Here is a 22,019-nt window from a genome sequence, read left to right on the forward strand (position 1 = left end):
GCTGAGGCCAGTCCATCCTGGAGACTGACCGATGAAATCTTATGCCGCCGCGCTGCTGCTCGGCACGCTTTACCTGGCCTCGCCGTTCGCGCAGGCCGACGTGATTGATGATGCGATTGGCAATATCCAGCAGGCATTTAGCGATGCCTACAAGCCGGGCGGCGACCGCGTTTATCATGATGACAATGACGATCCGGCGGATCAGCGTCGGCTCAGTCGTCAGGACGAAGCCCGTTACCGCCAGCTGGAGGACAGGCGCCGCAGCCTTGATGAACGCCAGAACCAGCTCGACCGCGAGCGCCAGCAGTTGGATGACGAAGAGAGCCGCCTGCAGGACGACGACGATCGCTAGTCCAGCACGATCTCCATGCCGTCAAAACCCGCTTCAAACCCTTCAGGCAATACGTTGTGCATCAGCCATGCATCAAACTGGTGGCTGATGTGAGTCAGCACGACTCGTGGGCTGCCAATTTGCTCGTTCAGCGCGATCACCGTGGTTAAGTCACAGTGATTTTTGGGAGTCTCAGGCCGGGGTTCGCGGCTGCAATCTATCACCACCACGTCCGGGCGGTTGGCGGCCAGAAACTTCAGGGTTTTGTCCGGCAACCCCGCCGTATCGCTCAGCCAGGCCAGTCGGCTGTAGGCCGTTTCAAACAGATAGCCAAACGTCAGCTTTGAGTGCAGCAGCGGCAGCGGCGTGACGCGCAGCGCCTGCAGAGTGAAGGCGACAAACGGCTCGACGGTATGGCTAAAGTCCAGCAGGCCGGGGTGCTTGAACAGATCGTCGCAGCCCTGCTCATCCGGCGGACCGTAAACCGGGATTTTCTCGCCCACGCCCCAGCGCAGAGGAAAGAGGCCCTGGACATGATCCATATGGTAATGGGTGAGTAAAAACTGCTGAAAATCCCCCGGCTGCCAGCTGTCCATCAGGTCAGGCAGCCCCGCGTCTATCAGCGTAATCGCTTCGTTATACTTGAGCACCGCGCTGCACGGACGGCGGCGGTGCTCCGGGTTACTGCGCGCCCGTGAGCAGGCGGCGCAGCGGCAGCCCCAGGCCGGGACAAGCTGCGCCCCGCCGGTGCCGCTAAGCGTTAGCGTGAGCGTCATCAGGTGTCTCCACCGGTTTGGTAAAGCGGATATGGGTGGCGCGATAGCCTTCACGCTCGTAAAAACGATGGGCGTCTTTGCGGCTGGTGCTGGTTGAAAGCTCCGTCAGCTCCGCATCGGCTTTGCGCGCTTTTTCTTCTGCCCAGGCGAGGAGCTGTTTGCCGACGCCGTGGCCGCGGGCTTCTGCCAGTACCACCAGCTCCTGGATCTCGCCGATGCGGCGGGCGTGATGCAGGTGGTATTGCAGGTGGAGGCTAATCATCCCCACGGCTTTGTTCCCAAGCCACGCCAGCTGATAAAAAATATTCGGATCGCGCAGGTTCTCCGTGAAGCAGGCGTTAAAGCCGGGGCGGTCGGCCTGGGCCTGTTTTAGCTCGCAAATCATACGGTAAACGGTATCGCTGTCTTCGATAGCGGCGGCTTTCAATTTAACAACATCAGACATGGCGGGGCTCCTTGCGGTGAAGAGGGATAACGTTCGAGCGGTGCTGGGCTAACAGTCGCATAAACAATGCGGCAGACTGTAGCAGACTCCCGTCGTTGTTGAGTATCAGGCAATCGCCGCCCTCTGGCGAATAAAGCGCGGCCCGCTGCAGCCGCTGCTCGATTTGCTCTGCGTTTTCCCGCCCTCGCTGCTCCAGCCGCTGGCGCAGCACGTTCGACGAAACTTGCAGGCAGATGGGCACCAGCCCATCGCCATAGCGTTCCCGCGCCTGCTTCAGGTGCTGGCGCGAGCCGTTCACCACCACGTCAAATCCGGCTTCGAGCCATATATCCATTTCCACGCCGACGCCGTAGGAGTGCTCGTGCGCCTGCCAGCTCAGGGCAAACAGCCCCAGCTGCTGGCGCTGCTCAAACTCGTTTGCGCTGAGCGCAATGTGGTTCTCGCAGCCTGCGTCGGCGGCGCGGGTAATGTACCGGTGCGCCACCAGCAGCCTGGCGTGCTCCTGCTGGCGCAGGGCGCTCAGCAGGCTGTCTTTGCCGGAGCCGGACGGGCCCATCAGCCAGATTAGTTTACTCATCAGAACACCCGAATTCCCTGGCGCCAGACGTGATCGACATGGATATGGTCGCCGTGCATGTGTGCCAGCACCAAATCCGCTCGTTTACCTTCCGCCAGCGTGCCCCGGTCGGTCAGGTTCAGCGCCCGCGCCGGGTTGCGCGTCACCAGGTGAATCGCCTGCGCCAGCGTGAAGCTGTTGCTGTCGTCGTGCGCCACGCGGAAGGCCGCATCCAGCAGGCTCGCCGGGTAGTAATCCGAGGAAAGGATATCCAGCAGCCCGGCCTGAGCAAGATGGCTGGCCGCCACGTTGCCGGAGTGAGAGCCGCCGCGCACGATGTTTGGTGCGCCCATCAGCACGCTCATGCCGTGGCGGCGAGAGGCTTCGGCGGCTTCTTCCGTGGTCGGGAATTCGGCGATCACGCTGCCGATTTCGTGGGACTCCACTACGTGGGCGGTCGTCGCATCGTCATGGCTGGCGAGGGCGATATTGCGGTCGCGGCAGCGGGCGGCAATGGCCTGGCGGTTAGGCTGCGACCAGCGGGCCGCCAGCGTCAGCTGCTCTTCTTCAAAGCGATCCATCTGCTCGTTGGTGAGATGGTATTTGCCCTGATAGTAGTCGCGGTATTTGGACAGCTCCGCGTACTGGCGCTGGCCCGGCGAGTGGTCCATCAGCGAAACGAGGGAGACCAGTTCGCGGTCAACCAGCTTGTCGAACAGCGGCAGCGTGGTGTGGTGCGGCAGCTCGCAGCGCAGGTGCAGACGGTGCTCGGCGCGGTTAAGGCCACGCTTTTGCGTATCCTCCACGGCGTTGATCATTTTTTCGAGGTTTTCCAGGCGGTCGCCGCCGTCGCGCACGTCGCCGATGGCAACGGCATCCAGCACGGTGGTGATGCCGCTCGCCACCATCAGCGCGTCGTGGCTGCTCATGGCCGAGTGTGCCGGCCAGTCAACCTTTGGCCGTGGGGTAAAGAATTTATCCAGGTTGTCGGTGTGTAGCTCAATCAGCCCCGGCAGCAGCCAGCCGCCGCCGCCGTCGTGTGCGCCCGGCAGCTGGCTTTGAGTCTCGGCAAAGTTGCGAATCACACCATCGGCCACTTCCAGTGAGCCACTGACCACTTCTTCTTCCAGCACCAGGCGAACATTATTGATAATCATGTTGGGGCTCCATCGCGGACATCGTATGCAGGCGGTCGGCCACCTGTTCACGTACAGCTTCATCGTGGAAGATGCCGACAATGGCAGCTCCACGCGCTTTTGCTTCCTGAATCAACGCCACCACGGCGGCGCTGTTTTTGGCGTCCAGCGAGGCGGTAGGCTCATCCAGCAGTAAAATTGGGTAATCAACAATAAAGCCGCGGGCGATGTTCACGCGCTGTTGCTCGCCGCCGGAGAAAGTCGACGGGGCCAGGTGCCACAGACGCTCCGGCACGTTGAGCCGGGTCAGCAGGCTGGCGGCTTTTGCCTCGCACTCTTCGCGCGGCACGCCCAAATCCAGCAGTGGCTGCATGACGACTTCGAGCGCGGAAATACGCGGGATAACGCGCAGGAACTGGCTCACCCAGCCGATGGTCTGGCGGCGTACCGCCAGCACTTCGCGCGCCGGGGCCTGTACGATGTCGATCCACTCGTCGGCGTGCTTAACCCAGATGTGTCCTTCATCCGGCAAATAGTTGGCGTAGAGCGAGCGCAGCAGGGTGGATTTCCCGCTGCCGGAGTGGCCGTGCAGCACCACACATTCCCCGCCTTTGACTTCCAGCGAGGCGTTGGCCAGCACCGGCAGGCGAATGCCGTGCTGATGGTGCAGGACAAAGGTTTTGCTCAGGTTTTCAACCCGTATTCTGGTCATAGCGAGTACCTAATTCTGAAGGACGGAGGACACCAAAAGCTGGGTATACGGGTGATGCGGGTCGTCCAGCACGCGGTCGGTCAGCCCACTTTCCACCACTTTGCCCTGTTTCATCACCAGCAGGCGGTCGGCCAGAAGGCGAGCCACACCCAGATCGTGGGTCACAATCACCACGGCCAGGTTCAGCTCCACCACCAGACCACGCAGCAGATCGAGCAGGCGTGCCTGCACGGAAACATCCAGCCCACCGGTCGGTTCATCCATAAACACCAGCTTCGGATGGGTGACCAGGTTGCGGGCGATTTGCAGGCGCTGCTGCATCCCGCCGGAAAACGTGGTCGGCAGGTCGTCGATACGGGCCGACGGAATCTCAACTTCTTCCAGCCAACGCTGGGCGGTGGCGCGAATGTCACCGTAGTGGCGCGCCCCGGTGGCCATCAGACGCTCGCCGATGTTGCCCCCGGCAGAAACGTGGCGGCGCAGGCCGTCCATCGGATGCTGATGAACCACGCCCCATTCGGTGCGCAGCAGGCGGCGGCGTTCGCCTTCCGACATGTCGTACAGCGAGCGGTCGAGGTAAATCACTTCCCCTTCCTGCGGCGCAAGGCGGGCGGAAATGGCTTTCAGCAGCGTCGTTTTGCCGGAGCCGGACTCGCCCACAATGCCCAGCACTTCTCCGGGCCAGAGGTCAAACGACACGTCCATAAAGCCTTTGCCGGGCGCATAGAGGTGGGTGAGGTTATTCACCGAAAGTAACGGGCTGGTCATGACTGAGAGGCCTCACTGTTCTGGCGGCAGTAGTCGGTATCGGAGCAGACGAACATGCGGTTGCCCGCGTCGTCGAGCACCACTTCATCAAGGTAGCTGTGGCGTGACCCACAAATCGCGCACGGCTCTTCCCATTCCTGAACCTGGAAGGGATGGTCGTCAAAGTCGAGACTCTCTACGCGGGTAAACGGCGGCACGGCGTAAATGCGTTTTTCGCGTCCGGCGCCGAACAGCTGCAGCGCAGGGGACATATGCATTTTCGGGTTATCGAATTTCGGGATCGGCGACGGGTCCATCACGTAGCGATCGTTCACCTTCACCGGGTAGGCGTAGGTGGTAGAGATATGACCGAAGCGGGCGATATCTTCGTACAGTTTCACCTGCATCACGCCGTATTCTTCCAGCGCGTGCATGGTGCGGGTTTCCGTTTCGCGCGGTTCGATAAAACGCAGGGGTTCAGGGATCGGCACCTGATAAATCAGGATCTGATCTTCCACCAGCGGCGTTTCCGGGATGCGGTGGCGGGTCTGCACCAGCGTTGCGTCTTCGGTGCGTTCGGTGGTATTCACGCCGGTCACCCGCTTGAAGAAGTTGCGGATCGAGACCGCGTTGGTGGTGTCGTCCGCACCCTGGTCAATCACCTTCAGCACGTCAGACTCACCAATCAGGCTGGCGGTAAGCTGAATGCCGCCGGTGCCCCAGCCGTAAGGCATCGGCATTTCGCGGCCGCCAAACGGCACCTGGTAACCTGGGATCGCCACCGCTTTTAGCATTGCGCGGCGGATCATGCGTTTGGTTTGCTCGTCCAGATAGGCAAAGTTATAGCCGCTCAGGTTAGCCATTGGCTCGCTCCTTTATCAGGCGGTTAAGCAGCTCCAGTTCGGCCTGGAAATCCACGTAATGAGGCAGTTTGAGGTGGGACACAAAGCCTGCCGCTTCCACGTTATCCGCGTGGGATAACACGAACTCTTCGTCCTGCGCCGGGCCAGCGACGTTTTCGTCGTAGTCGGGCGCCTGCAGCGCACGGTCAACCAGCGCCATCGCCATGGTTTTGCGCTCGCTCATGCCAAACGCCAGGCCATAGCCGCGGGTGAAGTGCGGCGGTTCGTCTGCCGGGGCAACAAAACCGTTCACCATTTCGCATTCGGTCATCAGCAGTTCACCGATGTTCACTGCAAAACCCAGCTCTTCCGGTACAATTTCGATGTCCACATAGCCGCTGCGGATCTCGGCGGCAAACGGGTGGTTGCGCCCGTATCCGCGCTGGGTGGAGTAGGCGAGGGCCAGCAGGTAGCCTTCGTCGCCGCGGACCAGTTGTTGCAGACGCGAAGAGCGCGAGCACGGGTAAACCGGCGGGTTGCGGGTGATGTCGTCCGGCTGCGCGCCGTCGTCTGCTTCGACTTTGGCCAGACCCTGTTTCGCCAGCATGCTGAACACATGCGGAGCTGGAGCGCTTTGTTCGTCGGCCGGTTCGGCGGCAGGGACTTCGCCGTTAGCCAGCAGCGTGAAGTCCAGCAGGCGGTGCGTGTAGTCGTAGGTTGGACCCAGCAACTGGCCGCCAGGAACGTCTTTATAAACGGCGGAAATACGGCGCTCGAGGCGCATTTCTGCGGTGTTCAGCGGCTCGCTCACGGCAAGACGAGGCAGCGTGGTGCGGTAAGCACGCAGCAGGAAAATCGCCTCAATCATGTCGCCGCTGGCTTGCTTGATGGCCAGCGCGGCGAGTTCCCGGTCGGCGATGCCGCCTTCCGTCATCACGCGGTCAACGGCCAGGCCGAGCTGCTGCTCAATCTGCGCGACGCTAAGCTCTTTCAGCGTTTCATCGCCGCGTCGGTTGCGCTCCTGCAGGGCGTGGGCGGCGGAGATTGCCTTCTCGCCCCCTTTGACGGCAACGTACATCAGCACACCTCCACGTGGGTGGTCCGTGGGATAGCCAGCAGGCGATCGCCACAGGTCAAAATCAGGTCAATGCCCAGCGGGAACGGGTGCGGGCGTTCGGTCAGTTCGTGCAGGACGCATTCGGGCAGCTGCGGGGCGATCATGCGTTCTTCGTTGATGCCCGCGCCGGTCAGACGAAGCATGCGGCCGCCGCTCAGGCTGGACACCTGCAGAATCAGCGTCGCGCTGGTATCAGGGGCGATATCGCAGCCCTGGGCCAGCAGGTTCAGTTGTTCGGAAGAGATAGCGTCGCTGGCGACGGCGAACTGCGCGTGGTCAGGCTGTTCGCACAGCGGCGCATTGGTATGAAAACGGATGTTCTGTGCGGCAATATCGTTGCCCAGCGTGTCGTCAATCCACACCGGCGTGTCGTTATCGGCCAGCGTCAGCAACACGCTGGTGGTCGCCACGTTCAGCGGTAGCCAGCCCTGCTGGAGCGAGGTCAGCGCAACAATCACGCCCGGCTCGCTCATCGCTTTGAGCAGGCGACGAAAACTCTGCTGGGCATCCTGCACCGGAAGGGTAAAAGCGGTCATTAAAGTCATGCGTTGTCTCCGCGTACCAGCGTGAAGAAGTCCACGCGGCTGCTGTTAACTTCCGCACGGCGAGCGGCAAGGCGTTGTTCGCGGTTGACCGCCAGCGGTGCGATTAAGGTTTCTTGTAGCGTGTGAAAATGCGCGGTTTCCTGCATCAAAGCGTCGATCACTGCGCAACATTCGGCGTGCTGTTTGTCGCGGCCAAGCAGGTAGCTGTAGCCGTAGGTGCCGCTCGCCAGTTTGACTACCGAGCGGGTCAGCGTGGCGTCGCCGGTGAAAAAGCGTTGGCCGGTGCCACCCATGCGGGCCTGCACCTGAACCAGGCCGATTTCCGGCGCGCGAATAAGCGTGTAATCCGCCTGAATGTTCAGGCTGTGCCAGCGTTCAAGAAGCTCCTGCGGTTGGCTGTGTGACAGCACCGCCATCCACTCGCGGCGCTGTTCGGGGTTGAAATGGCTGGTGTCCATTTAGTGCTCCATGGTGAATTCAATCATGTCGGCGCGGGTCAGGCTGACGGAGTATTCCGCCGCTTTGGCCTCGCCTTCACGGTGGTTAAGGGTGCGAACACAGAGCAGCGGCGCCATGTTGGGGATTTCCAGCAGGCGGCTCTCTTTGGCCTGGGAACGACGAGCGCTGATGCGGGTTTGGGCGCGGGTCAGGGCAATGCCTAACTCGGCCTGGAGGAAATCGTGCAGCGATCCGTGGCTGAAGGTTTGCAGCGCGGGCCACCAGGCCTGCTCGGCGAAGTAATGGTCGATGATGCACACCGCGATGCCGTTCACCCGGCGCAGGGTACGCAGGTGAATAACGTTGTCTCCCTCGGCCAGCCCCAGCGCATCCGCCACGTCCTGAGAGGCCGGGCGAATCACCGCCAGCAGGCGTTCGCTGGTGGGATGGCTGCCCTGATCCAGCAGGTTCTGGCTAAAGCGCGCCTGAGCGTTCAGCGGGTAGTCAAACGGACGCATCAGCACCAGCACGCCCACGCCCTGGCGGCGCTGCACCCAGCCTTTGTTGACCAGTTCGTCAATGGCGCGGCGCAGCGTGTGGCGGTTGACCTCGTAGTAGGCGGCCAGCTGGGTTTCTGCGGGCAGATAGTCGCCGCAGCGGTAGTTATTGCGCAGCTCCTGTTCGAGCCGGGCGGCTATCTCTTGATAGCGGGTTGGGTAACTGGTCGGATGTCTGGACAAGTGCATAACAGTCAAAGCCTCTCAAATCAGATAAAGCGAATGCGCACGCGCGGCTGCTGGGCTGTGCATGGGTTTTGCTTGATGAGGTGAAGAGTCGTTTGCATCACGGGCCTCCTTCAAAAGTTGCCTCATGGTGCCGGGGGAAAGTGACGGTTTTGTTAATGATTGGTTTCTGTACGATGAAGAGTTGAAGTTTGCGGCCAGCACACAACCCTGTTTTTCGAGGAATCAGAGAGTTGCTTTGTTTTCGCTAAAAAAACCGGTAGAGGGTGGGAGTAAAAGGGTAAGAGCAGGACAATCATCCGTAGGCAATTTTTACCCGTGGCGCTTGCTATGGATTGATGAATATATTCTATATCCAGGTATTGCTTCTCTTTAAATATATTCCCTTATTACTGAAATAATAGGGTTAGATTCGGAGTAATTAATTTATCACCTGTGCCGATCGCGTCCTGGCATGTTGACTCTTTTTGTCAGGAATAAATTCTTTGAAAAGGAATAGTGAAATAGTATCAAAAAATTGAATATATAAGTTGCATTGATTTACTTGAGTTTTTAATCGGTCATAAAAATAAAGGGCCCGGATTAGCGAGCCCAAAAAGAATAATTGAATATAGCGCTTTATCTTTCGACGTTGACCATCCAGGGAATGCCGAACTTATCCGTCAGTGAGCCATAACCTTTTGCCCAAAACGTTTCGCCCCACGGCATGGTCACTGTGCCGCCCGCAGCCAGTCCGTCAAACCAGCGCTTACCCTCTTCGGTATGAGCGCTTACCAGGCAGAGCGAGAAACCGCTGTGGTGAGGTTTTCCATCACTCATGCTGGCGTCGGTCATCATCAGGGCGCCACCAGTCACCCGCAAACAGGCATGCATAATGTTGTCGTCGGCATACTCGGTCTCGCCGCTGCAACCTTCTGTATTCTTCGCCTCTTTGGGCATTTCACCGAAGGTGATTTTGTACGTTAGCTCAGCGCCTAAAACCTGCTGGTAAAAGGCGATGGCCTCCGCGCAGCGGCCGTTTAATGAGATGTAGGGGCCTAAAAACATAACCGAATCCTCTGTAAGGAGAGTGCAGAAGAAGTGTAGGTTGTGCGGGACAGGTAAGCCAGGCGGGGCAGGCAGCAGAGCCGCCTGCGGGGGGATCAGTTCTTTTTCACAAACTCGGATTTCAGCTTCATCGGGCCAAAACCGTCGATTTTACAGTCGATATTGTGATCGCCTTCTACGAGGCGAATATTCTTCACTTTTGTGCCGATCTTCAGCATCGAAGAGCTGCCTTTGACCTTCAGATCTTTCACTACGGTGACGCTGTCGCCGTCGACCAGCAGGTTGCCGTTGGCATCTTTTACGATCAGCGCGGCGTCTTCTTCGCTCGCCGCAGCCGGGTTCCATTCATGAGCACACTCCGGGCAAATCAGCATGCCGTTGTCTTCGTAGGTGTATTCGGAATTGCACTTCGGGCAATGAGGGAGTTGCATTATCTGATCCTCAAGGTGAGATAAAGTAATGAAAAATAGCGATTTGGCCGTAAAAATATGCTGAATCGCGAAAAAGTGCTGAGATTATACATCAAATCCCTACATTTGCAGGGATTATTGCCGTAAACCTATGCCCGGCGGGCTTTCTGGCCGCCATAAAGTGCAAAAAACCTTTCATTCAAAGAAATAAGCAGCAAATTTAACTTAAAGTTCAGGCTTTAATTGCCGTTAAATAAGGCTAATTTAACTTAGTTTCACTTCGCTTCGAGCAAGTCTGCCAGCAGGGGCTGCTGTGCTATACCTGTTTGAAAAAATAAAAAAAAGCGTATTGCGCTGACACCTCCTGTCACTTGACAGGGGTATGGTTGGGCCTATGGATGTACCGATACAGAGGCAGGAACCGATGAGAATGAAAGGCGCGAAAGTAAAAGTTGCAGATCGACTGGCCGAAATCGTCTTAAGTCTTTATCAGGGGGAAACCCTTTCCGCTGATATTATCCGCCAGCGTTTTGATGTAGATATGCGAACTGCGTATCGTGATTTGAACCGGCTTGGTGCTATTCTGGAGGACGTCGGCGAGGGGAAAAAGCGTCTCTCTTCGCATTTAAAAGGACAGTTTAACGTAAACGACCTGTTACGCATTACTAAACGCGTAGGGCTTGCTGCGTTTTATCCGTGGTACGACATAAAGAGCCATAATCAATATATTACGCTGCGCGCTATTCCAGATTTATTGGTTGTAGGGTATGAATATGAAAATAGCCCGCAGCGTAAAGCTATTTTTTATCCATTATTTGACGATCGGGATGATCCTGGTGGGGAAAGGGTAAAAACGGAAGTGCTGTTACAGGTTTCGGCGCAGGCGGCTGAACATTTTAAGCAGCGCAAGCTATTACCTTTTCAAAAAACCGTCAGAGAGCTTGATAACGGAGAGTTACTCCTGGCGAGTCATATTGCTTCGCCAGAACAATTGTTTCCGCTGGTGCAGTATTGGATACCGCATCTCACCATTATTTCCCCGCAGGTCTGGCAGAGCGACTTAAAAGCCAGGATCGCGGCATGGTGTAATGTTAATTAATAAATTATTTCCCTCACGTAATTATAAAAACCGGTATTGCCATGATTACAACTAAACGGTGGCAGTCATAAAACCGGATAATTTGAGTTAAGGAAAGATTTTTTATGCACACACAAACTATTTTTGAACTGAGTCAGGAAGCCGAGCGGCTTTTGCAATTAGCGTTGCAAAACCTTAGCGCTTTAAAAGTCGCTCCGCTGGCTTTGCAAAATGAACAAAATAGCGCTTTAGCGAACCCTGTGGCGACGGTACATCCATTGAAATTTAGCCCACGCGGTATCGAACTGCAGAAAGATATGCTGCAAAACGAAAGGCGTAAAATAACCCAACATGAAATGGTGCTGGCGATTGTCGGCACCATGAAGGCGGGGAAGTCGACCACCATTAATGCCATTGTCGGCACGGAGGTTCTGCCTAACCGCAACCGGCCCATGACGGCGCTGCCGACGCTGATCCGCCACACGCCGGGCCAGCGCGAGCCGGTGCTGCATTTTCCCTACGTGCAGCCGATAGAGAGCCTGATGGGGGAATTGCAGGAGAAACTGCTGATCACCAGCCGGGAAGCGCTGGCTCGCACACTGGAAGTGGACCGGGATATGGAGGCGCTTATCGCCCGGATTGCCAACGGCAAAGGTTTTGAGCGCCATTATCTCGGCGCGCAGCCTATTTTCCACTGCCTGAAGAGCCTGAACGATCTGGTGCGCCTGTGCCGGGTGCTTGATGTGGCTTTCCCCTTCAAAGCCTACGCTGCTATTGAGCATGTGCCGGTCATTGAGGTGGAATTTGTGCATCTGGCCGGTCTCAAAAATGGCCACGGCCAGCTGACGCTGTTGGATACGCCTGGGCCGAACGAAGCGGGGCAGCCGCACCTGCAAAAAATGCTTAGAGAGCAGCTGGCACAAGCTTCCGCCGTGCTGGCGGTGATGGACTATACGCAGCTCAAGTCCATCTCCGACGAAGAAGTCCGCGAGGCGGTGCTCGGCGTCAGTAAATCGGTGCCGCTGTATGCGCTGGTGAACAAGTTCGATCAGAAGGATCGCAACGGCGACGATGCCGCTCAGGTGAAGGCGATGATCGCCGGGACGCTAATGAAGGACAGCATTGCGCCGGAAAACGTGTTCCCGGTGTCGAGCATGTGGGGCTACCTTGCCAACCGCGCCCGCTATGAGCTGGCCACGCATGGCCGTTTACCCGACCCCGAAGAGCAGCGCTGGGTGCAGGATTTTGCGGAAGCGGCATTAGGCCGGCGCTGGCGCAGCGCGGATTTGGCCGATATCGAGCATCTGCGCCATGCGGCGGATTTGCTGTGGGAAGACTCGATGTTTGAGTCACCCATTGAGACTATCCTGCATACCGCGCACGCCAACGCTTCTCTCTACACGCTGCGCGCTGCGTGCCACAAGCTGCTGGACTATGCCGAGGGCGCTGAACGCTACCTGAGTTTCCGCTGCCAGGGGTTGCAGGTAACCAACGACGGCCTGCAGGAGAATATTCGGCAACTGGAGCAGGATATTCAACTGCTGCTGCAGACTCAGCAGTCGGTGAGCACGGTGATTCAGCGGCAGGTCAGCGATGCCCTCGCCGGCATAGGCGATTTTATGCAGCGCTTTGAAACGCAGATTCATAGCGATCTGACAACCTATTTCCGGGAAGGGCGGCTGGGCGCAGAGAAGTTGCATCCGCTTTACCCGCACACATTAACGCGTCACGTGGATTTTTCGCCGGGCAGCGACAAGCTGATGGGCGAAGATGAAGCGACGGCTCGCACCTTGCTGCATAAGGTTCGCGCGTCCAGTGAAAGCATTTTGTTTGCCGCCCAGCAGACGCTAAGCGGAGAGCTTGGGGCGCTGCTCAGCAACCTTGAAGTAAGCCTGAGCTACACGCTGGAATCCGCGTTGAAACCTATTGAGCAGCGGGTGAGCGACGGCCTGAAAGTGGCTGGATTCCGGGCTCAAATCAGCCTGCCTGCGTTCGAGGCCAGCCAGCTTAATTTTAATACCCACTCGGCGTTCACCAACGTTATCGAAAACCATGAAGTGGCGATGTCGCAAATGCAGCCGCAAAACGGAATGCGGGGCGTGCTGGCGCGCTGGTTAAACGGCGTGGACTGGGGCTGGGAAGATTACGCGGCCACCCATAGCCGCTACGTGATTGACCTGGAAAAGTTACAGCAAAAGCTGCATGACCATGTGTCGACTTTCCTGGGCCAGATAAACCAGGCCATTACCGCGCAGGTGGATATTTCCGTCACGGCCGGAATGGCGACGTTTTTCGCCGATTTTGCCGGAGCACTGGACGCTATTCACAGCAATTTACACCAGAGTCTTTCTGCTAAGCAGCAGAACGACAGCGTGCTGTTTTCTCTCCAGAGCAAGCTGGAACAGAGTGTCAGAACGGCACGTTACATTCACGAGGATACCCGCCTGTTGCGCGATGATATCCAGACGCTTTTCTCAGCGGAGCAATGATGAGCAGTGTATTCATGGAAGGGCCAATAAGAACCCTCAGCTGTCTTAGTGAAAAATTTGTCGTCGATTTTGCCATGGGGATTGATGTCGCCCGCCAGCCGTGGGGCAGCCCGCAAAGTCAGGCGTTTTATGAGCAGCTTTTGGCGCTATTTGTCGTCGTGGCCCGGCGGCAGGCCGGGAGGGTCGAAATACTGCCGCAGGACGATCTTGACGCGTCGCTGATAAGCCTCGGCCAGCTGTCGGCAGACCTGGCAAAAAGCTACTTAGCCAACAGCCAGATAAGCGAGAGGATTGCCCAGCTGGAGCCGGTTTCTGCCCGCACGGCGCACCATTCGGCAGCCGTTCGCGAGCGGCTTCAGGCCCTGCGTGAGCAGTTTTCTCAGCGGCTCATCCGGCTGGAAGAAGAATTTCAGCACGGCGATCTTGTTCGCCAGGGCATGGTTCACAGCGAGCAGATTTTTTCCCGCTGGCGCAGCGGGCACTATTTTTCATTCTCTCCGGCGGCGCGTTGCTACGTCGCGCTGGAAGAGCTGCGCTGGGGCACCTTTGGTGATGCTGTTCGTCTGGGGACGGCAGAACAGGCGGAGGCGTTGATTGAGCATGTGCGCAGTCTCGCCATCAGCCGCCTGGCGGAGGAAGTGAATGCTTCTCCTCGCACCCGGCACTATTTCCATGACTGGCTGGCGACGCCAACATCACCGGGTTTGCTGGAGCATAAAGATGCTTTAACCTGGCTCGGCGACGGCTGCGATATCGAACGTCAGCCGATCTGTTACTCGGTCACCCAGAGCTGGCAGGGCGTGGCGTTGGGGATGCCGCGTATTTGTTCGGCCATGCGCCTCGGCAGCGCGCTGGTCGACGAAGTTTTTGGCTAACTGATTTAGCGTTCTCAGGGAAGAGACAGTTCCATCTCACCGGCATTCTCCCTCATCCATTCGGCGAGTGAATCCAGCGTTGGGCGCAGAGACTTACCGAGCGCAGTGATTTGATATTCCACGCGCGGCGGGACTTCCGCAAAAACTTGCCTCACCACCAGACCACGAGCTTCAAATTGACGAAGCTGGCGAGTTAGCTCCTTCTGCGTAATGGGGCTGACCGCCCGCTGCAGGTCGCTAAACCGCACCGGATCGTTGAGCAGGATCAGGCGGTACAGAATCGGAATGGCCCACTTGCCTGAAATCAGGTTCACAAAATTCACCATCGGGCAGTCGCTGCCCGCCGGCGGCAGGGTTGAAAAATTTTTTGTCATGCTGGCTCCCGGCACACGCGAATGCGCCCCTTGTGGTTCCTTAGTATCCATTTGGTGCCTACTATCCAAAAGATACTATAGCGGAAATAATGCCCTCACCAACCATTTATTAGGACACGACGATGGGCAGACTTGACGGCAAATACGCCTTAATTACCGGCGGCACCAGCGGCATCGGGCTTGAAACGGCGCGGCAGTTTATTGCCGAGGGCGCAACGGTGGCGATCACCGGGCGCAGCGAGCAGGGGCTACAAGAAGCCAAAAAGGTTTTGGGTAATGTGCACCTGATTAAAAGTGATGCGGGGGATATCGCCGGGCAACGTGCGGTGGCGGAAGAGTTGAAGCAGCTCTGGCCGCGGTTGGATGTGCTCTATATCAATGCGGGAGATGTGACTCACCATTCGCTGGAAGAGTGGGACGAACAGGCTTATGACCGACTGATGAACATCAATCTCAAAGGCCCGTTCTTCCTGATTCAGGCGCTGTTGTCACAGCTGGCTAACCCTTCTTCGGTGATTGTATGCGGTTCGGTCAGCGCGCGTATCGGCCTGCCGCAAACCAACGCCTACGCGGCGAGTAAGGCCGGTATTCTTTCGTTAGCACGCACACTCTCCGGAGAACTGCATCCGCGTGGGATTCGGGTGAACGGGCTGAGCCCAGGCCCGACGGAAACCCCGGCGCTGGGCAAACTGGGCAATGGTATAGCCGCCGACACGCTGCGGGAAGCGATCCGCGATCTGGTGCCGATTGGGCGTCTCGGCACCGCGCTGGAGCTGGCAAAAGCCGCCGTGTTCCTGGCGTCGGACGAATCGGCCTTCGTGGTGGGCACCGACCTGTTGGTCGATGGTGGCGTGGGGAGTTTGTAGCTTTTTACCCTTACCCTCACCCTAGCCCTCTCCCTGGAAGGGAGAGGGGATAACCCATTTTCTCTGACGCTTGTTTCCTCCCTCTCCCTTTGGGAGAGGGTCGGGGTGAGGGGATCAATATTAAGATGAACTTCTGCCTGTGACCGCCCCTCCATTCTCGTGAATAAAACCGCGCTAAAAGACGAACGTCGCCAGAAAAGTAACATTCTTATCTGTCTGTTTATTATTGCTTTTAAGGTAAGTTCCGGTGGTCGCCCGCCAAAAGTACCAGCCGCTAAAAGCAAATCTGTGCCGCCCCTCACTTGTGGCTTTTTTCACCGCTACCCAGAATATATTTGGCCGCATACCGCGGACACTGCATTGATTCTCTGAGGGAAAAGTGATGAAAAAAATCTTCTTATGCTGTGCTGCGGGGATGTCCACCAGCATGTTAGTGGAAAGAATGAAGCAGTCCGCGCACGCTCGTGATGTGGCGGTGGAAATTACCGCCGTGCCGGTGTCCGATTTCGACCAGATTATCGATGAGGCCGACGTCATCCTCCTTGGGCCGCAGGTAAAATTCCAGCTGCAAAACCTGAGCGCGGCGGCGGCGCCCCACGGCGTTCCGGTGGCGGCCATCGACATGATGCATTACGGCTCGATGCAGGGTGACAAGGTACTGGATCATGCGCTGTCGCTGCTGAAAACTACTGAATAGGGGGCCGTATGAAATACCGCTTTCCTGAAAAATTCTGGTGGGGTACGGCGACCAGCGCCACGCAGTCAGAGGGGCGAGTTGAGGGCGATGGCAAAGGGGAGAATATCTGGGATTTCGCCTCGCACGAGTTTAATGCCCGTTTTTACAACGGCGTCACCTCCGACGAAACCTCTACGTTCTATCAGCGCTGGCGGGAAGACATTCAGCTGGCGAAAAACATTGGCCTGAATTCATTCCGCACGTCGATTTCCTGGTCCCGCCTGATCCCCGACGGCGACGGAGAAATTAATCCTCAGGCCGTGCAGTTTTATAATGATGTAATTGATGAGCTGATCCGCCAGGGCATTGAGCCTTTTATCAACCTCTACCATTTTGATATGCCGATGGCATTGCAGGCAAAAGGCGGGTTTGAGAACCGGGATGTGGTGGACGCTTTTGCGCGCTACGCGGGAATTTGCTACCGCCTGTTCGGCGACCGCGTGCGCTCCTGGTTTACCTTCAACGAGCCGCTTATTCCCGCCGAAGCTGGCTATCTGCATCCTCGCCATTACCCTTACGTGACGGATTTCCGCCGTGCGGCGCAGGTGCTGCACCACATTGTTATCGCCCACTGCAAAGCGGTCGCCGCCTGGCGCGAGCTGAATCTTGAGGGGCAGATTGGCATCATCATGGATGTGATTCCCGTCTACCCGCGCAGCGACAGTCCGGAAGATTTGCGGGCGGCGGAGATGGCCGACCTGTTCTACACGCGCAGCATAAACGAACCGATGCTGCTTGGGCGCTACCCTGCCGAGCTGGTGGCGCTGCTGAAAGAATACGATGTGCTGCCAAAAATATTGCCGGGGGACTGCGAGCTGATTGCCGCGACCCACGTTGATTTACTGGGCATTAATTACTATCGCCCGCGCCGGGTCAAAGCGCGTGAGACGCTGCTTGAGGAACCCCACGGTTTTGTGCCAGAGCGCTTTTTTGAAGAGTACGTGATGCCGGGACGGCGGATGAATACCTCGCGCGGGATCGAGATTTACCCGCCTGCGCTGTACGACATCGCCATGCTGGTGAAGGAGCGTTACGGCAACCTGCCGTGGTTCGTCTCCGAGAACGGCATCGGCATCATGGACGAAGAGCAGTTCATGGTGGACGGCGAAGTGCAGGACGATTACCGCATTGAGTTTCTTCAGGAACATTTGGCGTGGCTGCACAAAGCGATGGCGGAGGGCAGCCAGTGCCTGGGCTACCAGATGTGGACCTTCATCGACTGCTGGTCGTGGCAGAACGCCTATAAAAACCGCTATGGCTTCTACCGGCTGGATTTAGCCACCCAGCAGCGTTCGCTGAAAAAGTCCGGGCGCTGGTTCCGTACCGTGATTGAGCACAATGGGTTTGAGGGGGCTGACCATGTCGAGCTTTGATAAGTTAGCCGACAAGCTGATGCCGGTGGCGAACGCTATCGGCAACCAGCGGCATATGCAGGCGATTCGCAATGGGCTTATTTCGATTCTGCCGCTGACCATCGTCGGCTCTTTCTTCGTGATTCTGCTGAACATCCCGATTAAGGGTTACATGGATTTTATTGCGCCGTGGCGAGATACGCTTGACGTGCCGTTCCGCTTTACCGTCGGGCTGATGTCGCTGTACGCCGCGTTTACCATCGGTTCGTTCCTCGGCAAAAGCTACAAGCTGAATGACATTACCAGTGGCCTGTTGGCGATGCTGGCGACGCTGCTGATGATTGTGCCGGTGAACATTAAGCAGGGCGTGACCGTGGCGGGTGAAGCGGTGGCGGGGCGCTACATTCCCATCACTTCGCTGAGTTCTCAGGGGCTGTTTGGCGCGATTATCTCTTCGCTGATTGCGATTGAGATTTACCGCTTTATCAAAGTTCGCAACATTGAAATCAAAATGCCCGCGGGCGTGCCGCCGGTGGTCGCCAGCTCGTTTTCGGCGCTGTTCCCGACGCTTGCCGTGGTGCTGGTGTTCTGGATCCCTCGTCATTTTCTGAACATCGATATTAACGCCATCATCAGCTACATCATTATGCCGCTGAAGGGCTTTATGACCGGCACCAACCTGTTTGGCGGGATTGTGACCCAGTTCTTTATCGACGTGTTCTGGGTGCTGGGGATCCACGGCCACGCGGTGATGGGGCCGCTGATCCGCCCGCTGTGGGATCAGGCGATTGTGCAGAATATGGAGCTGTTCCAGTCCGGCGTGAGCGCCTATGAGCTGCCGAACATTTTCACCGAGCAGTTCTTCCAGTGGTATGCGCAGATGGGCGGCACCGGATCAACGCTTGCGCTGGTGGTGCTGTTTATTCGCTCCCGCGTTATTTACCTGAAGCAACTGGGTAAGCTGTCGTTTATTCCGGGGCTCTTTAACATCAATGAACCAATGATTTTCGGCGCGCCGATCGTGATGAATCCGATCCTCGCGATCCCATTTATTCTGGCGCCGATGGTGAATACCGTGGTGGTGTATCTGTTCACCATTAGCGGGCTGATCCCTCGGATGATGGTGAAGCCGCCGTTTACCGTTCCGGCCCCGCTGGGGGCGCTGATCACCACCAACTGGAACCTGATTGCCTGTGGCCTGGTGTTTATCTGCTTCTTTATTTCGCTGGCGATCTATTACCCGTTCTTTAAGGTGTATGAGAAGAAGATGCTGGAAACGGAGCTTCAGCAGAAGGAAGAAGAGGAGAGGGCTAAGTCGCTGGCTGAGGCTAAGTAAATTTTCTGCGGCCCCTCACCCCGGCCCTCTCCCCAAAGGGGAGAGGGGGAATTTAGTTAAGTGAGTGGTTTGTTATCCCCTCTCCCTTCCAGGGAGAGGGTTAGGGTGAGGGTAAAAATCTAGAACGCCGTCTCTAACTCATCCAGCACGTTATATTCGTCATCCACCAGCAGCAGCGCCTTCCACTTATCAAACGTCAGGCACGGATGAGAAGTGCTGAACACCAGAATATCCCCAACCTGCACGTCCGCGCCCGGCTTGAGTTTTAACATGGCATGCTGATCCATAATCCCGGTGGCTTCGATGGTTTCCGACGGCGAAGCCAGCGGCTTGCCCTGGCGATAGTGGGCTATTGGCTGCGGCAGGCCGGCATCAAACGCGCTGTCGCGCTTGCCAAAATTCACAATCGCCCGATCGCTTTCCGGGACCGACTGCACCATTGCTACCAGCTCCAACGCGGAAACCAGATCGCCGCCGAGATCGCAGGCGATCCGATCGCGCGCCATCAGCTGATCCTGGGCTTCCTGATAAATGCCGCCGTCGTGGGTGATGTAACAGCCCGGACGGATCGCAATGCGGCAGTTGGCCGGTTTTTCTGCTGCGAGCCAGATATTGCACACTACGTCGTACCAGACTGAACCCGCGCCGGTGAGCAGGAATTCTCCATCGACATAGCGTTCCATCTGGCAGGCTAACGCGGCCGCTTCTTGCAGCAGCGCTTCTATTTTTGGTTGCGGATTGTCACCGTGCAGCACGCCTTCATAAAGTTCCAGGCCGCGTAAAGTCAGGCCAGGTAATTCTGCCACCCGCTTCGCCAGCGCCAGCGCTTGTTCGGTGCTGCGGCAGCCGCAGCGTCCACCCGGCACGCCAAGCTCAATCAGCACGTCGAGCGTTTGCCCCTGTTGGCTAAAAAAGTCTGACAGGGTGCGGGCGTTTGCTTCGCTGTCCACGCAACAGATGTAGTCGACGGCGGTGTGTTTATGCTTTAGCTGCGATACCAGGGTGATGTTCGCTTTGCCCACCAGTTGGTTAACCATCAGCACGCGATCGATGCCCGCGGACATCGCGATGCTGGCCTGCCATGCGCTGCCTACGCCGATGGCCCACGCGCCTGCTTTTTGCTGCTGCTGGAAGATCCACGGTGTCATGGTGGTTTTCCCGTGCGGTGCCAGCGAAACGCCGCGTGCATCGGCGTAGGCCTGCATCCACCGGATGTTGTTTTTCAAAGCAGATTTTTTGATCAGCGCGGCGGGCAGGCAGACGTCTTCGTTGAGGACATTGGCAGGGGAATACATGAGGGCGGACTTATGGGGTACGAGGTTAATTTCCTGGTATTTCATATCGTATTTCCTCCGGAGTCATTCTTTCTTTCAGATTGAGTATCATTTTTAACTTGATGTTATTTATATTAATTATTCAATGATTTTAAATTTAATGAATAAAAGTATCATTGATTTGCAAGGGTTTTGTTTAGTTTTTCACTGTTTTTATGGCTTGTAAATGGTTAACTTGCACGCAGAATATGACTGGCGTGAGGCGCAGATGAAGTTCGATTATCTCTTCAGGAATGTCACCGTGATTGATGGCTCCGGCGGTGCGGAATACCTGGCCGATGTGGCGGTGCAGGGTGACCGAATCGCCGAGATTGCCCCGGGGATTTCCGGCGAGGCCGTGCATGAGATCGACGGCAGCGGGCGGGTATTAGCGCCGGGGTTTATTGATGTTCACACCCATGACGACATTAACGTGATCCGTTTTCCTGAGTATCTGCCAAAGATTAGCCAGGGCATTACCACGGTGATTGTCGGCAACTGCGGCATCAGTGCGGCGGGGGCGATCATCAACGCTCTGGTGCCTGACCCGATGAATCTGCTGGGCGAGGCGCACCAGTTTGTTTATCCCACCGTCGAAGCGTACGCCCATGCCGTGGAGCAGGCTCGCCCGGCCATTAACGTGGGTACGCTGATTGGCCATACCGCACTGCGCAACAATCAGATGGATGATTTGTTCCGCCCGGCGACGGAAGCGGAGATCCTCGCCATGCGTGGGCAGCTAAAGCAGGCGTTGCAGCAGGGAGCGTTGGGGCTGAGCAGCGGCCTGGCCTATGCCAGCGCGTTTCAGTCCACCACCGAAGAGGTGATGGCGCTGGTGGAGGAATTGGCGGCGGAGAAGGGAATTTACACCACCCATTTGCGCTCCGAATTTGAGCCGATTCTTGAGGCACTGGATGAGGCTTTCCGCATTGGCCGTCACGGCAATGTGCCGGTTGTGGTGTCGCACCACAAATGCGCCGGGGCGAAAAACTGGGGCCGCACGGTTGAAACGCTGAAGCTGTTTGATAGGGTGCGCGAGCAGCAGGATGTCTCCTGTGACTGTTACCCGTATTCCGCCAGTTCTTCAACGCTGGACATGAAACAGATCACCGACGAGTTTGAGATCGTGATTACCTGGTCTGAGCCGCACCCGGAGGTCGCCGGGAAGTCGCTGAAGCAAATTGCTGACGGCTGGTCGATGTCACTTCACGAAGCGGGAAAATTACTGATGCCCGCTGGGGCGATTTACTACAACATGGACGAGCAGGACGTGCGGCGCGTGCTGCGCTACCCGGCAACAATGGTTGGGTCAGACGGGCTGCCGAACGATCCGATGCCGCATCCTCGCCTGTGGGGCGCATTCCCGCGCGTGCTGGGGCACTACAGCCGTGACGAGAAGCTTTTCCCGCTGACGCAGGCGGTGCATAAGATGACGGGGATGTCGGCGGCGCGGTTCCAACTGCCCGAACGGGGTCTGGTGAAGTGTGGCTATTACGCTGACCTGGTGTTATTCGACCCGCTGACCGTGCGCGATGTCGCGAGCTTTAGTGACCCGAAGCAGCCTGCAGCGGGTATTGAAGCGGTGATGGTGAATGGCGTGATGAGCTACGGGCTCGAGCAGAAGGTGACTGGCCGGGCGGGGCGGTTCCTGCGTCGGCAGAAGTGAGTATAAATTTATCCCCTCACCCCGGCCCTCTCCCCAATAGGGATAGGGATAAGAGTTCCCGGACTGGACGTTTGTCCCCTCTCCCTTCC

General features: G+C 57.3%; 24 protein-coding genes. 9 read left to right on the forward strand and 15 right to left on the reverse strand.

All coding sequences use genetic code 11. The features are described from left to right. The first annotated feature begins 31 nt into the window (after positions 1 to 31). Entirely contained in the window at positions 32 to 352 is a 321-nt protein-coding gene (yjdP, locus tag LH86_RS06855) for a DDRRRQL repeat protein YjdP (RefSeq protein ID WP_039299588.1), read from the forward strand. On the opposite strand, the gene phnP is transcribed toward yjdP, so the two are convergent. The 13 genes from phnP to LH86_RS06920 all read right to left on the reverse strand — a co-directional run bounded on the left by phnP (position 349) and on the right by LH86_RS06920 (position 9,866). After that, positions 349 to 1,107: a phosphonate metabolism protein PhnP gene (gene phnP / locus LH86_RS06860; protein WP_039299591.1), complete on the reverse strand. Its 759-nt coding sequence runs from the start codon at positions 1,105 to 1,107 to the stop codon at positions 349 to 351. The genes yjdP and phnP overlap by 4 nt on opposite strands. Next, complete coding sequence (gene phnO, locus LH86_RS06865; RefSeq protein WP_039299593.1) at positions 1,085 to 1,552, reverse strand: aminoalkylphosphonate N-acetyltransferase; 468 nt, start codon at positions 1,550 to 1,552, stop codon at positions 1,085 to 1,087. The genes phnP and phnO overlap by 23 nt, the downstream gene beginning before the upstream one ends. Continuing rightward, a complete protein-coding gene (gene phnN / locus LH86_RS06870; protein ID WP_231562729.1) occupies positions 1,545 to 2,132 on the reverse strand; it encodes a ribose 1,5-bisphosphokinase in 588 nt (195 codons plus the stop codon). The genes phnO and phnN overlap by 8 nt, the downstream gene beginning before the upstream one ends. Then, complete coding sequence (phnM, locus tag LH86_RS06875; RefSeq protein WP_039289427.1) at positions 2,129 to 3,265, reverse strand: alpha-D-ribose 1-methylphosphonate 5-triphosphate diphosphatase; 1,137 nt, start codon at positions 3,263 to 3,265, stop codon at positions 2,129 to 2,131. Before phnM ends, phnN begins: the two co-directional genes overlap by 4 nt. Further along, a complete protein-coding gene (phnL, locus tag LH86_RS06880) occupies positions 3,252 to 3,956 on the reverse strand; it encodes a phosphonate C-P lyase system protein PhnL (RefSeq protein ID WP_039299599.1) in 705 nt (234 codons plus the stop codon). Before phnL ends, phnM begins: the two co-directional genes overlap by 14 nt. Positions 3,957 to 3,965: 9 nt before the next feature. Next, complete coding sequence (gene phnK, locus LH86_RS06885; protein ID WP_008455724.1) at positions 3,966 to 4,724, reverse strand: phosphonate C-P lyase system protein PhnK; 759 nt, start codon at positions 4,722 to 4,724, stop codon at positions 3,966 to 3,968. Continuing rightward, a complete protein-coding gene (locus tag LH86_RS06890; RefSeq protein ID WP_008455722.1) occupies positions 4,721 to 5,566 on the reverse strand; it encodes an alpha-D-ribose 1-methylphosphonate 5-phosphate C-P-lyase PhnJ in 846 nt (281 codons plus the stop codon). The genes phnK and LH86_RS06890 overlap by 4 nt, the downstream gene beginning before the upstream one ends. Then, on the reverse strand, positions 5,559 to 6,623 hold the full coding sequence (locus tag LH86_RS06895) for a carbon-phosphorus lyase complex subunit PhnI (protein ID WP_039299602.1): 1,065 nt from the start codon (positions 6,621 to 6,623) through the stop codon (positions 5,559 to 5,561). Before LH86_RS06895 ends, LH86_RS06890 begins: the two co-directional genes overlap by 8 nt. Beyond that, a complete protein-coding gene (gene phnH, locus LH86_RS06900) occupies positions 6,623 to 7,207 on the reverse strand; it encodes a phosphonate C-P lyase system protein PhnH (RefSeq protein ID WP_039299606.1) in 585 nt (194 codons plus the stop codon). The genes LH86_RS06895 and phnH overlap by 1 nt, the downstream gene beginning before the upstream one ends. Beyond that, on the reverse strand, positions 7,204 to 7,665 hold the full coding sequence (gene phnG, locus LH86_RS06905; RefSeq protein WP_039299609.1) for a phosphonate C-P lyase system protein PhnG: 462 nt from the start codon (positions 7,663 to 7,665) through the stop codon (positions 7,204 to 7,206). The genes phnH and phnG overlap by 4 nt, the downstream gene beginning before the upstream one ends. Further along, on the reverse strand, positions 7,666 to 8,391 hold the full coding sequence (phnF, locus tag LH86_RS06910) for a phosphonate metabolism transcriptional regulator PhnF (protein ID WP_039299612.1): 726 nt from the start codon (positions 8,389 to 8,391) through the stop codon (positions 7,666 to 7,668). It lies immediately after the preceding gene. Positions 8,392 to 9,006: 615 nt separating this feature from the next. Continuing rightward, the gene (gene yjdN / locus LH86_RS06915; RefSeq protein WP_039299615.1) at positions 9,007 to 9,435 is read right to left on the reverse strand and encodes a VOC family metalloprotein YjdN; all 429 of its coding nucleotides are present in this window, start codon (positions 9,433 to 9,435) and stop codon (positions 9,007 to 9,009) included. 95 nt (positions 9,436 to 9,530) lie between these two features. Continuing rightward, the gene (locus tag LH86_RS06920; RefSeq protein WP_039299617.1) at positions 9,531 to 9,866 is read right to left on the reverse strand and encodes a zinc ribbon domain-containing protein YjdM; all 336 of its coding nucleotides are present in this window, start codon (positions 9,864 to 9,866) and stop codon (positions 9,531 to 9,533) included. A 409-nt stretch (positions 9,867 to 10,275) separates the two neighbouring features. On the opposite strand from LH86_RS06920, the gene LH86_RS06925 reads away from it, so the two are divergent. From LH86_RS06925 to LH86_RS06935, 3 genes are all read left to right on the forward strand, one after another. Next, a complete protein-coding gene (locus LH86_RS06925) occupies positions 10,276 to 10,944 on the forward strand; it encodes a WYL domain-containing protein (RefSeq protein ID WP_008455708.1) in 669 nt (222 codons plus the stop codon). Between the two features lie 104 nt (positions 10,945 to 11,048). After that, entirely contained in the window at positions 11,049 to 13,412 is a 2,364-nt protein-coding gene (gene crfC / locus LH86_RS06930) for a clamp-binding protein CrfC (protein WP_039299620.1), read from the forward strand. Beyond that, entirely contained in the window at positions 13,409 to 14,287 is an 879-nt protein-coding gene (locus tag LH86_RS06935) for a YjcZ-like family protein (RefSeq protein WP_231562721.1), read from the forward strand. Before crfC ends, LH86_RS06935 begins: the two co-directional genes overlap by 4 nt. A gap of 14 nt (positions 14,288 to 14,301) precedes the next feature. Here the strand turns inward: LH86_RS06935 and LH86_RS06940 are convergent, their stop codons facing one another. Next, the gene (locus LH86_RS06940) at positions 14,302 to 14,661 is read right to left on the reverse strand and encodes a winged helix-turn-helix transcriptional regulator (RefSeq protein WP_081942998.1); all 360 of its coding nucleotides are present in this window, start codon (positions 14,659 to 14,661) and stop codon (positions 14,302 to 14,304) included. 122 nt (positions 14,662 to 14,783) lie between these two features. Between LH86_RS06940 and LH86_RS06945 the strand changes: the two genes are divergently transcribed. From LH86_RS06945 to LH86_RS06960, 4 genes are all read left to right on the forward strand, one after another. After that, entirely contained in the window at positions 14,784 to 15,527 is a 744-nt protein-coding gene (locus LH86_RS06945; protein ID WP_039299624.1) for an SDR family oxidoreductase, read from the forward strand. Positions 15,528 to 15,909: 382 nt separating this feature from the next. Continuing rightward, positions 15,910 to 16,224, forward strand: a complete 315-nt coding sequence (locus tag LH86_RS06950; protein WP_039299626.1) for a PTS sugar transporter subunit IIB — start codon at positions 15,910 to 15,912, stop codon at positions 16,222 to 16,224. 8 nt (positions 16,225 to 16,232) lie between these two features. Continuing rightward, positions 16,233 to 17,636: a glycoside hydrolase family 1 protein gene (locus LH86_RS06955; RefSeq protein WP_039299629.1), complete on the forward strand. Its 1,404-nt coding sequence runs from the start codon at positions 16,233 to 16,235 to the stop codon at positions 17,634 to 17,636. Beyond that, positions 17,623 to 18,951 (forward strand): PTS sugar transporter subunit IIC, encoded by a 1,329-nt coding sequence (locus LH86_RS06960; RefSeq protein WP_039299631.1) that lies wholly within the window; start codon positions 17,623 to 17,625, stop codon positions 18,949 to 18,951. Before LH86_RS06955 ends, LH86_RS06960 begins: the two co-directional genes overlap by 14 nt. Before the next feature lie 119 nt (positions 18,952 to 19,070). On the opposite strand, the gene LH86_RS06965 is transcribed toward LH86_RS06960, so the two are convergent. Beyond that, positions 19,071 to 20,291 (reverse strand): amino acid deaminase, encoded by a 1,221-nt coding sequence (locus tag LH86_RS06965; RefSeq protein WP_039299634.1) that lies wholly within the window; start codon positions 20,289 to 20,291, stop codon positions 19,071 to 19,073. A 202-nt stretch (positions 20,292 to 20,493) separates the two neighbouring features. On the opposite strand from LH86_RS06965, the gene LH86_RS06970 reads away from it, so the two are divergent. Beyond that, complete coding sequence (locus LH86_RS06970) at positions 20,494 to 21,930, forward strand: N-acyl-D-amino-acid deacylase family protein (protein WP_039305970.1); 1,437 nt, start codon at positions 20,494 to 20,496, stop codon at positions 21,928 to 21,930. Positions 21,931 to 22,019 lie beyond the last annotated feature (89 nt).

Source organism: Cedecea neteri (assembly GCF_000758325.1).
GTDB lineage: Bacteria > Pseudomonadota > Gammaproteobacteria > Enterobacterales > Enterobacteriaceae > Cedecea > Cedecea neteri_B.

Excerpts from the sequence above, each read along its gene's own strand:
- phnG (WP_039299609.1), bottom strand. The coding sequence starts at position 7,665 with ATGGACACCAGCCATTTCAACCCCGAACAGCGCCGCGAGTGGATGGCG.
- LH86_RS06950 (WP_039299626.1), top strand. The coding sequence starts at position 15,910 with ATGAAAAAAATCTTCTTATGCTGTGCTGCGGGGATGTCCACCAGCATG.
- LH86_RS06955 (WP_039299629.1), top strand. The coding sequence starts at position 16,233 with ATGAAATACCGCTTTCCTGAAAAATTCTGGTGGGGTACGGCGACCAGC.
- phnP (WP_039299591.1), bottom strand. The coding sequence starts at position 1,107 with ATGACGCTCACGCTAACGCTTAGCGGCACCGGCGGGGCGCAGCTTGTC.
- LH86_RS06970 (WP_039305970.1), top strand. The coding sequence starts at position 20,494 with ATGAAGTTCGATTATCTCTTCAGGAATGTCACCGTGATTGATGGCTCC.
- LH86_RS06920 (WP_039299617.1), bottom strand. The coding sequence starts at position 9,866 with ATGCAACTCCCTCATTGCCCGAAGTGCAATTCCGAATACACCTACGAA.
- phnH (WP_039299606.1), bottom strand. The coding sequence starts at position 7,207 with ATGACTTTAATGACCGCTTTTACCCTTCCGGTGCAGGATGCCCAGCAG.
- phnF (WP_039299612.1), bottom strand. The coding sequence starts at position 8,391 with ATGCACTTGTCCAGACATCCGACCAGTTACCCAACCCGCTATCAAGAG.
- phnK (WP_008455724.1), bottom strand. The coding sequence starts at position 4,724 with ATGACCAGCCCGTTACTTTCGGTGAATAACCTCACCCACCTCTATGCG.
- yjdP (WP_039299588.1), top strand. The coding sequence starts at position 32 with ATGAAATCTTATGCCGCCGCGCTGCTGCTCGGCACGCTTTACCTGGCC.
- LH86_RS06935 (WP_231562721.1), top strand. The coding sequence starts at position 13,409 with ATGATGAGCAGTGTATTCATGGAAGGGCCAATAAGAACCCTCAGCTGT.
- LH86_RS06945 (WP_039299624.1), top strand. The coding sequence starts at position 14,784 with ATGGGCAGACTTGACGGCAAATACGCCTTAATTACCGGCGGCACCAGC.
- LH86_RS06960 (WP_039299631.1), top strand. The coding sequence starts at position 17,623 with ATGTCGAGCTTTGATAAGTTAGCCGACAAGCTGATGCCGGTGGCGAAC.
- LH86_RS06890 (WP_008455722.1), bottom strand. The coding sequence starts at position 5,566 with ATGGCTAACCTGAGCGGCTATAACTTTGCCTATCTGGACGAGCAAACC.
- LH86_RS06940 (WP_081942998.1), bottom strand. The coding sequence starts at position 14,661 with ATGACAAAAAATTTTTCAACCCTGCCGCCGGCGGGCAGCGACTGCCCG.
- phnO (WP_039299593.1), bottom strand. The coding sequence starts at position 1,552 with ATGTCTGATGTTGTTAAATTGAAAGCCGCCGCTATCGAAGACAGCGAT.
- LH86_RS06895 (WP_039299602.1), bottom strand. The coding sequence starts at position 6,623 with ATGTACGTTGCCGTCAAAGGGGGCGAGAAGGCAATCTCCGCCGCCCAC.
- LH86_RS06925 (WP_008455708.1), top strand. The coding sequence starts at position 10,276 with ATGAAAGGCGCGAAAGTAAAAGTTGCAGATCGACTGGCCGAAATCGTC.
- LH86_RS06965 (WP_039299634.1), bottom strand. The coding sequence starts at position 20,291 with ATGAAATACCAGGAAATTAACCTCGTACCCCATAAGTCCGCCCTCATG.
- crfC (WP_039299620.1), top strand. The coding sequence starts at position 11,049 with ATGCACACACAAACTATTTTTGAACTGAGTCAGGAAGCCGAGCGGCTT.
- phnL (WP_039299599.1), bottom strand. The coding sequence starts at position 3,956 with ATGACCAGAATACGGGTTGAAAACCTGAGCAAAACCTTTGTCCTGCAC.
- phnM (WP_039289427.1), bottom strand. The coding sequence starts at position 3,265 with ATGATTATCAATAATGTTCGCCTGGTGCTGGAAGAAGAAGTGGTCAGT.
- yjdN (WP_039299615.1), bottom strand. The coding sequence starts at position 9,435 with ATGTTTTTAGGCCCCTACATCTCATTAAACGGCCGCTGCGCGGAGGCC.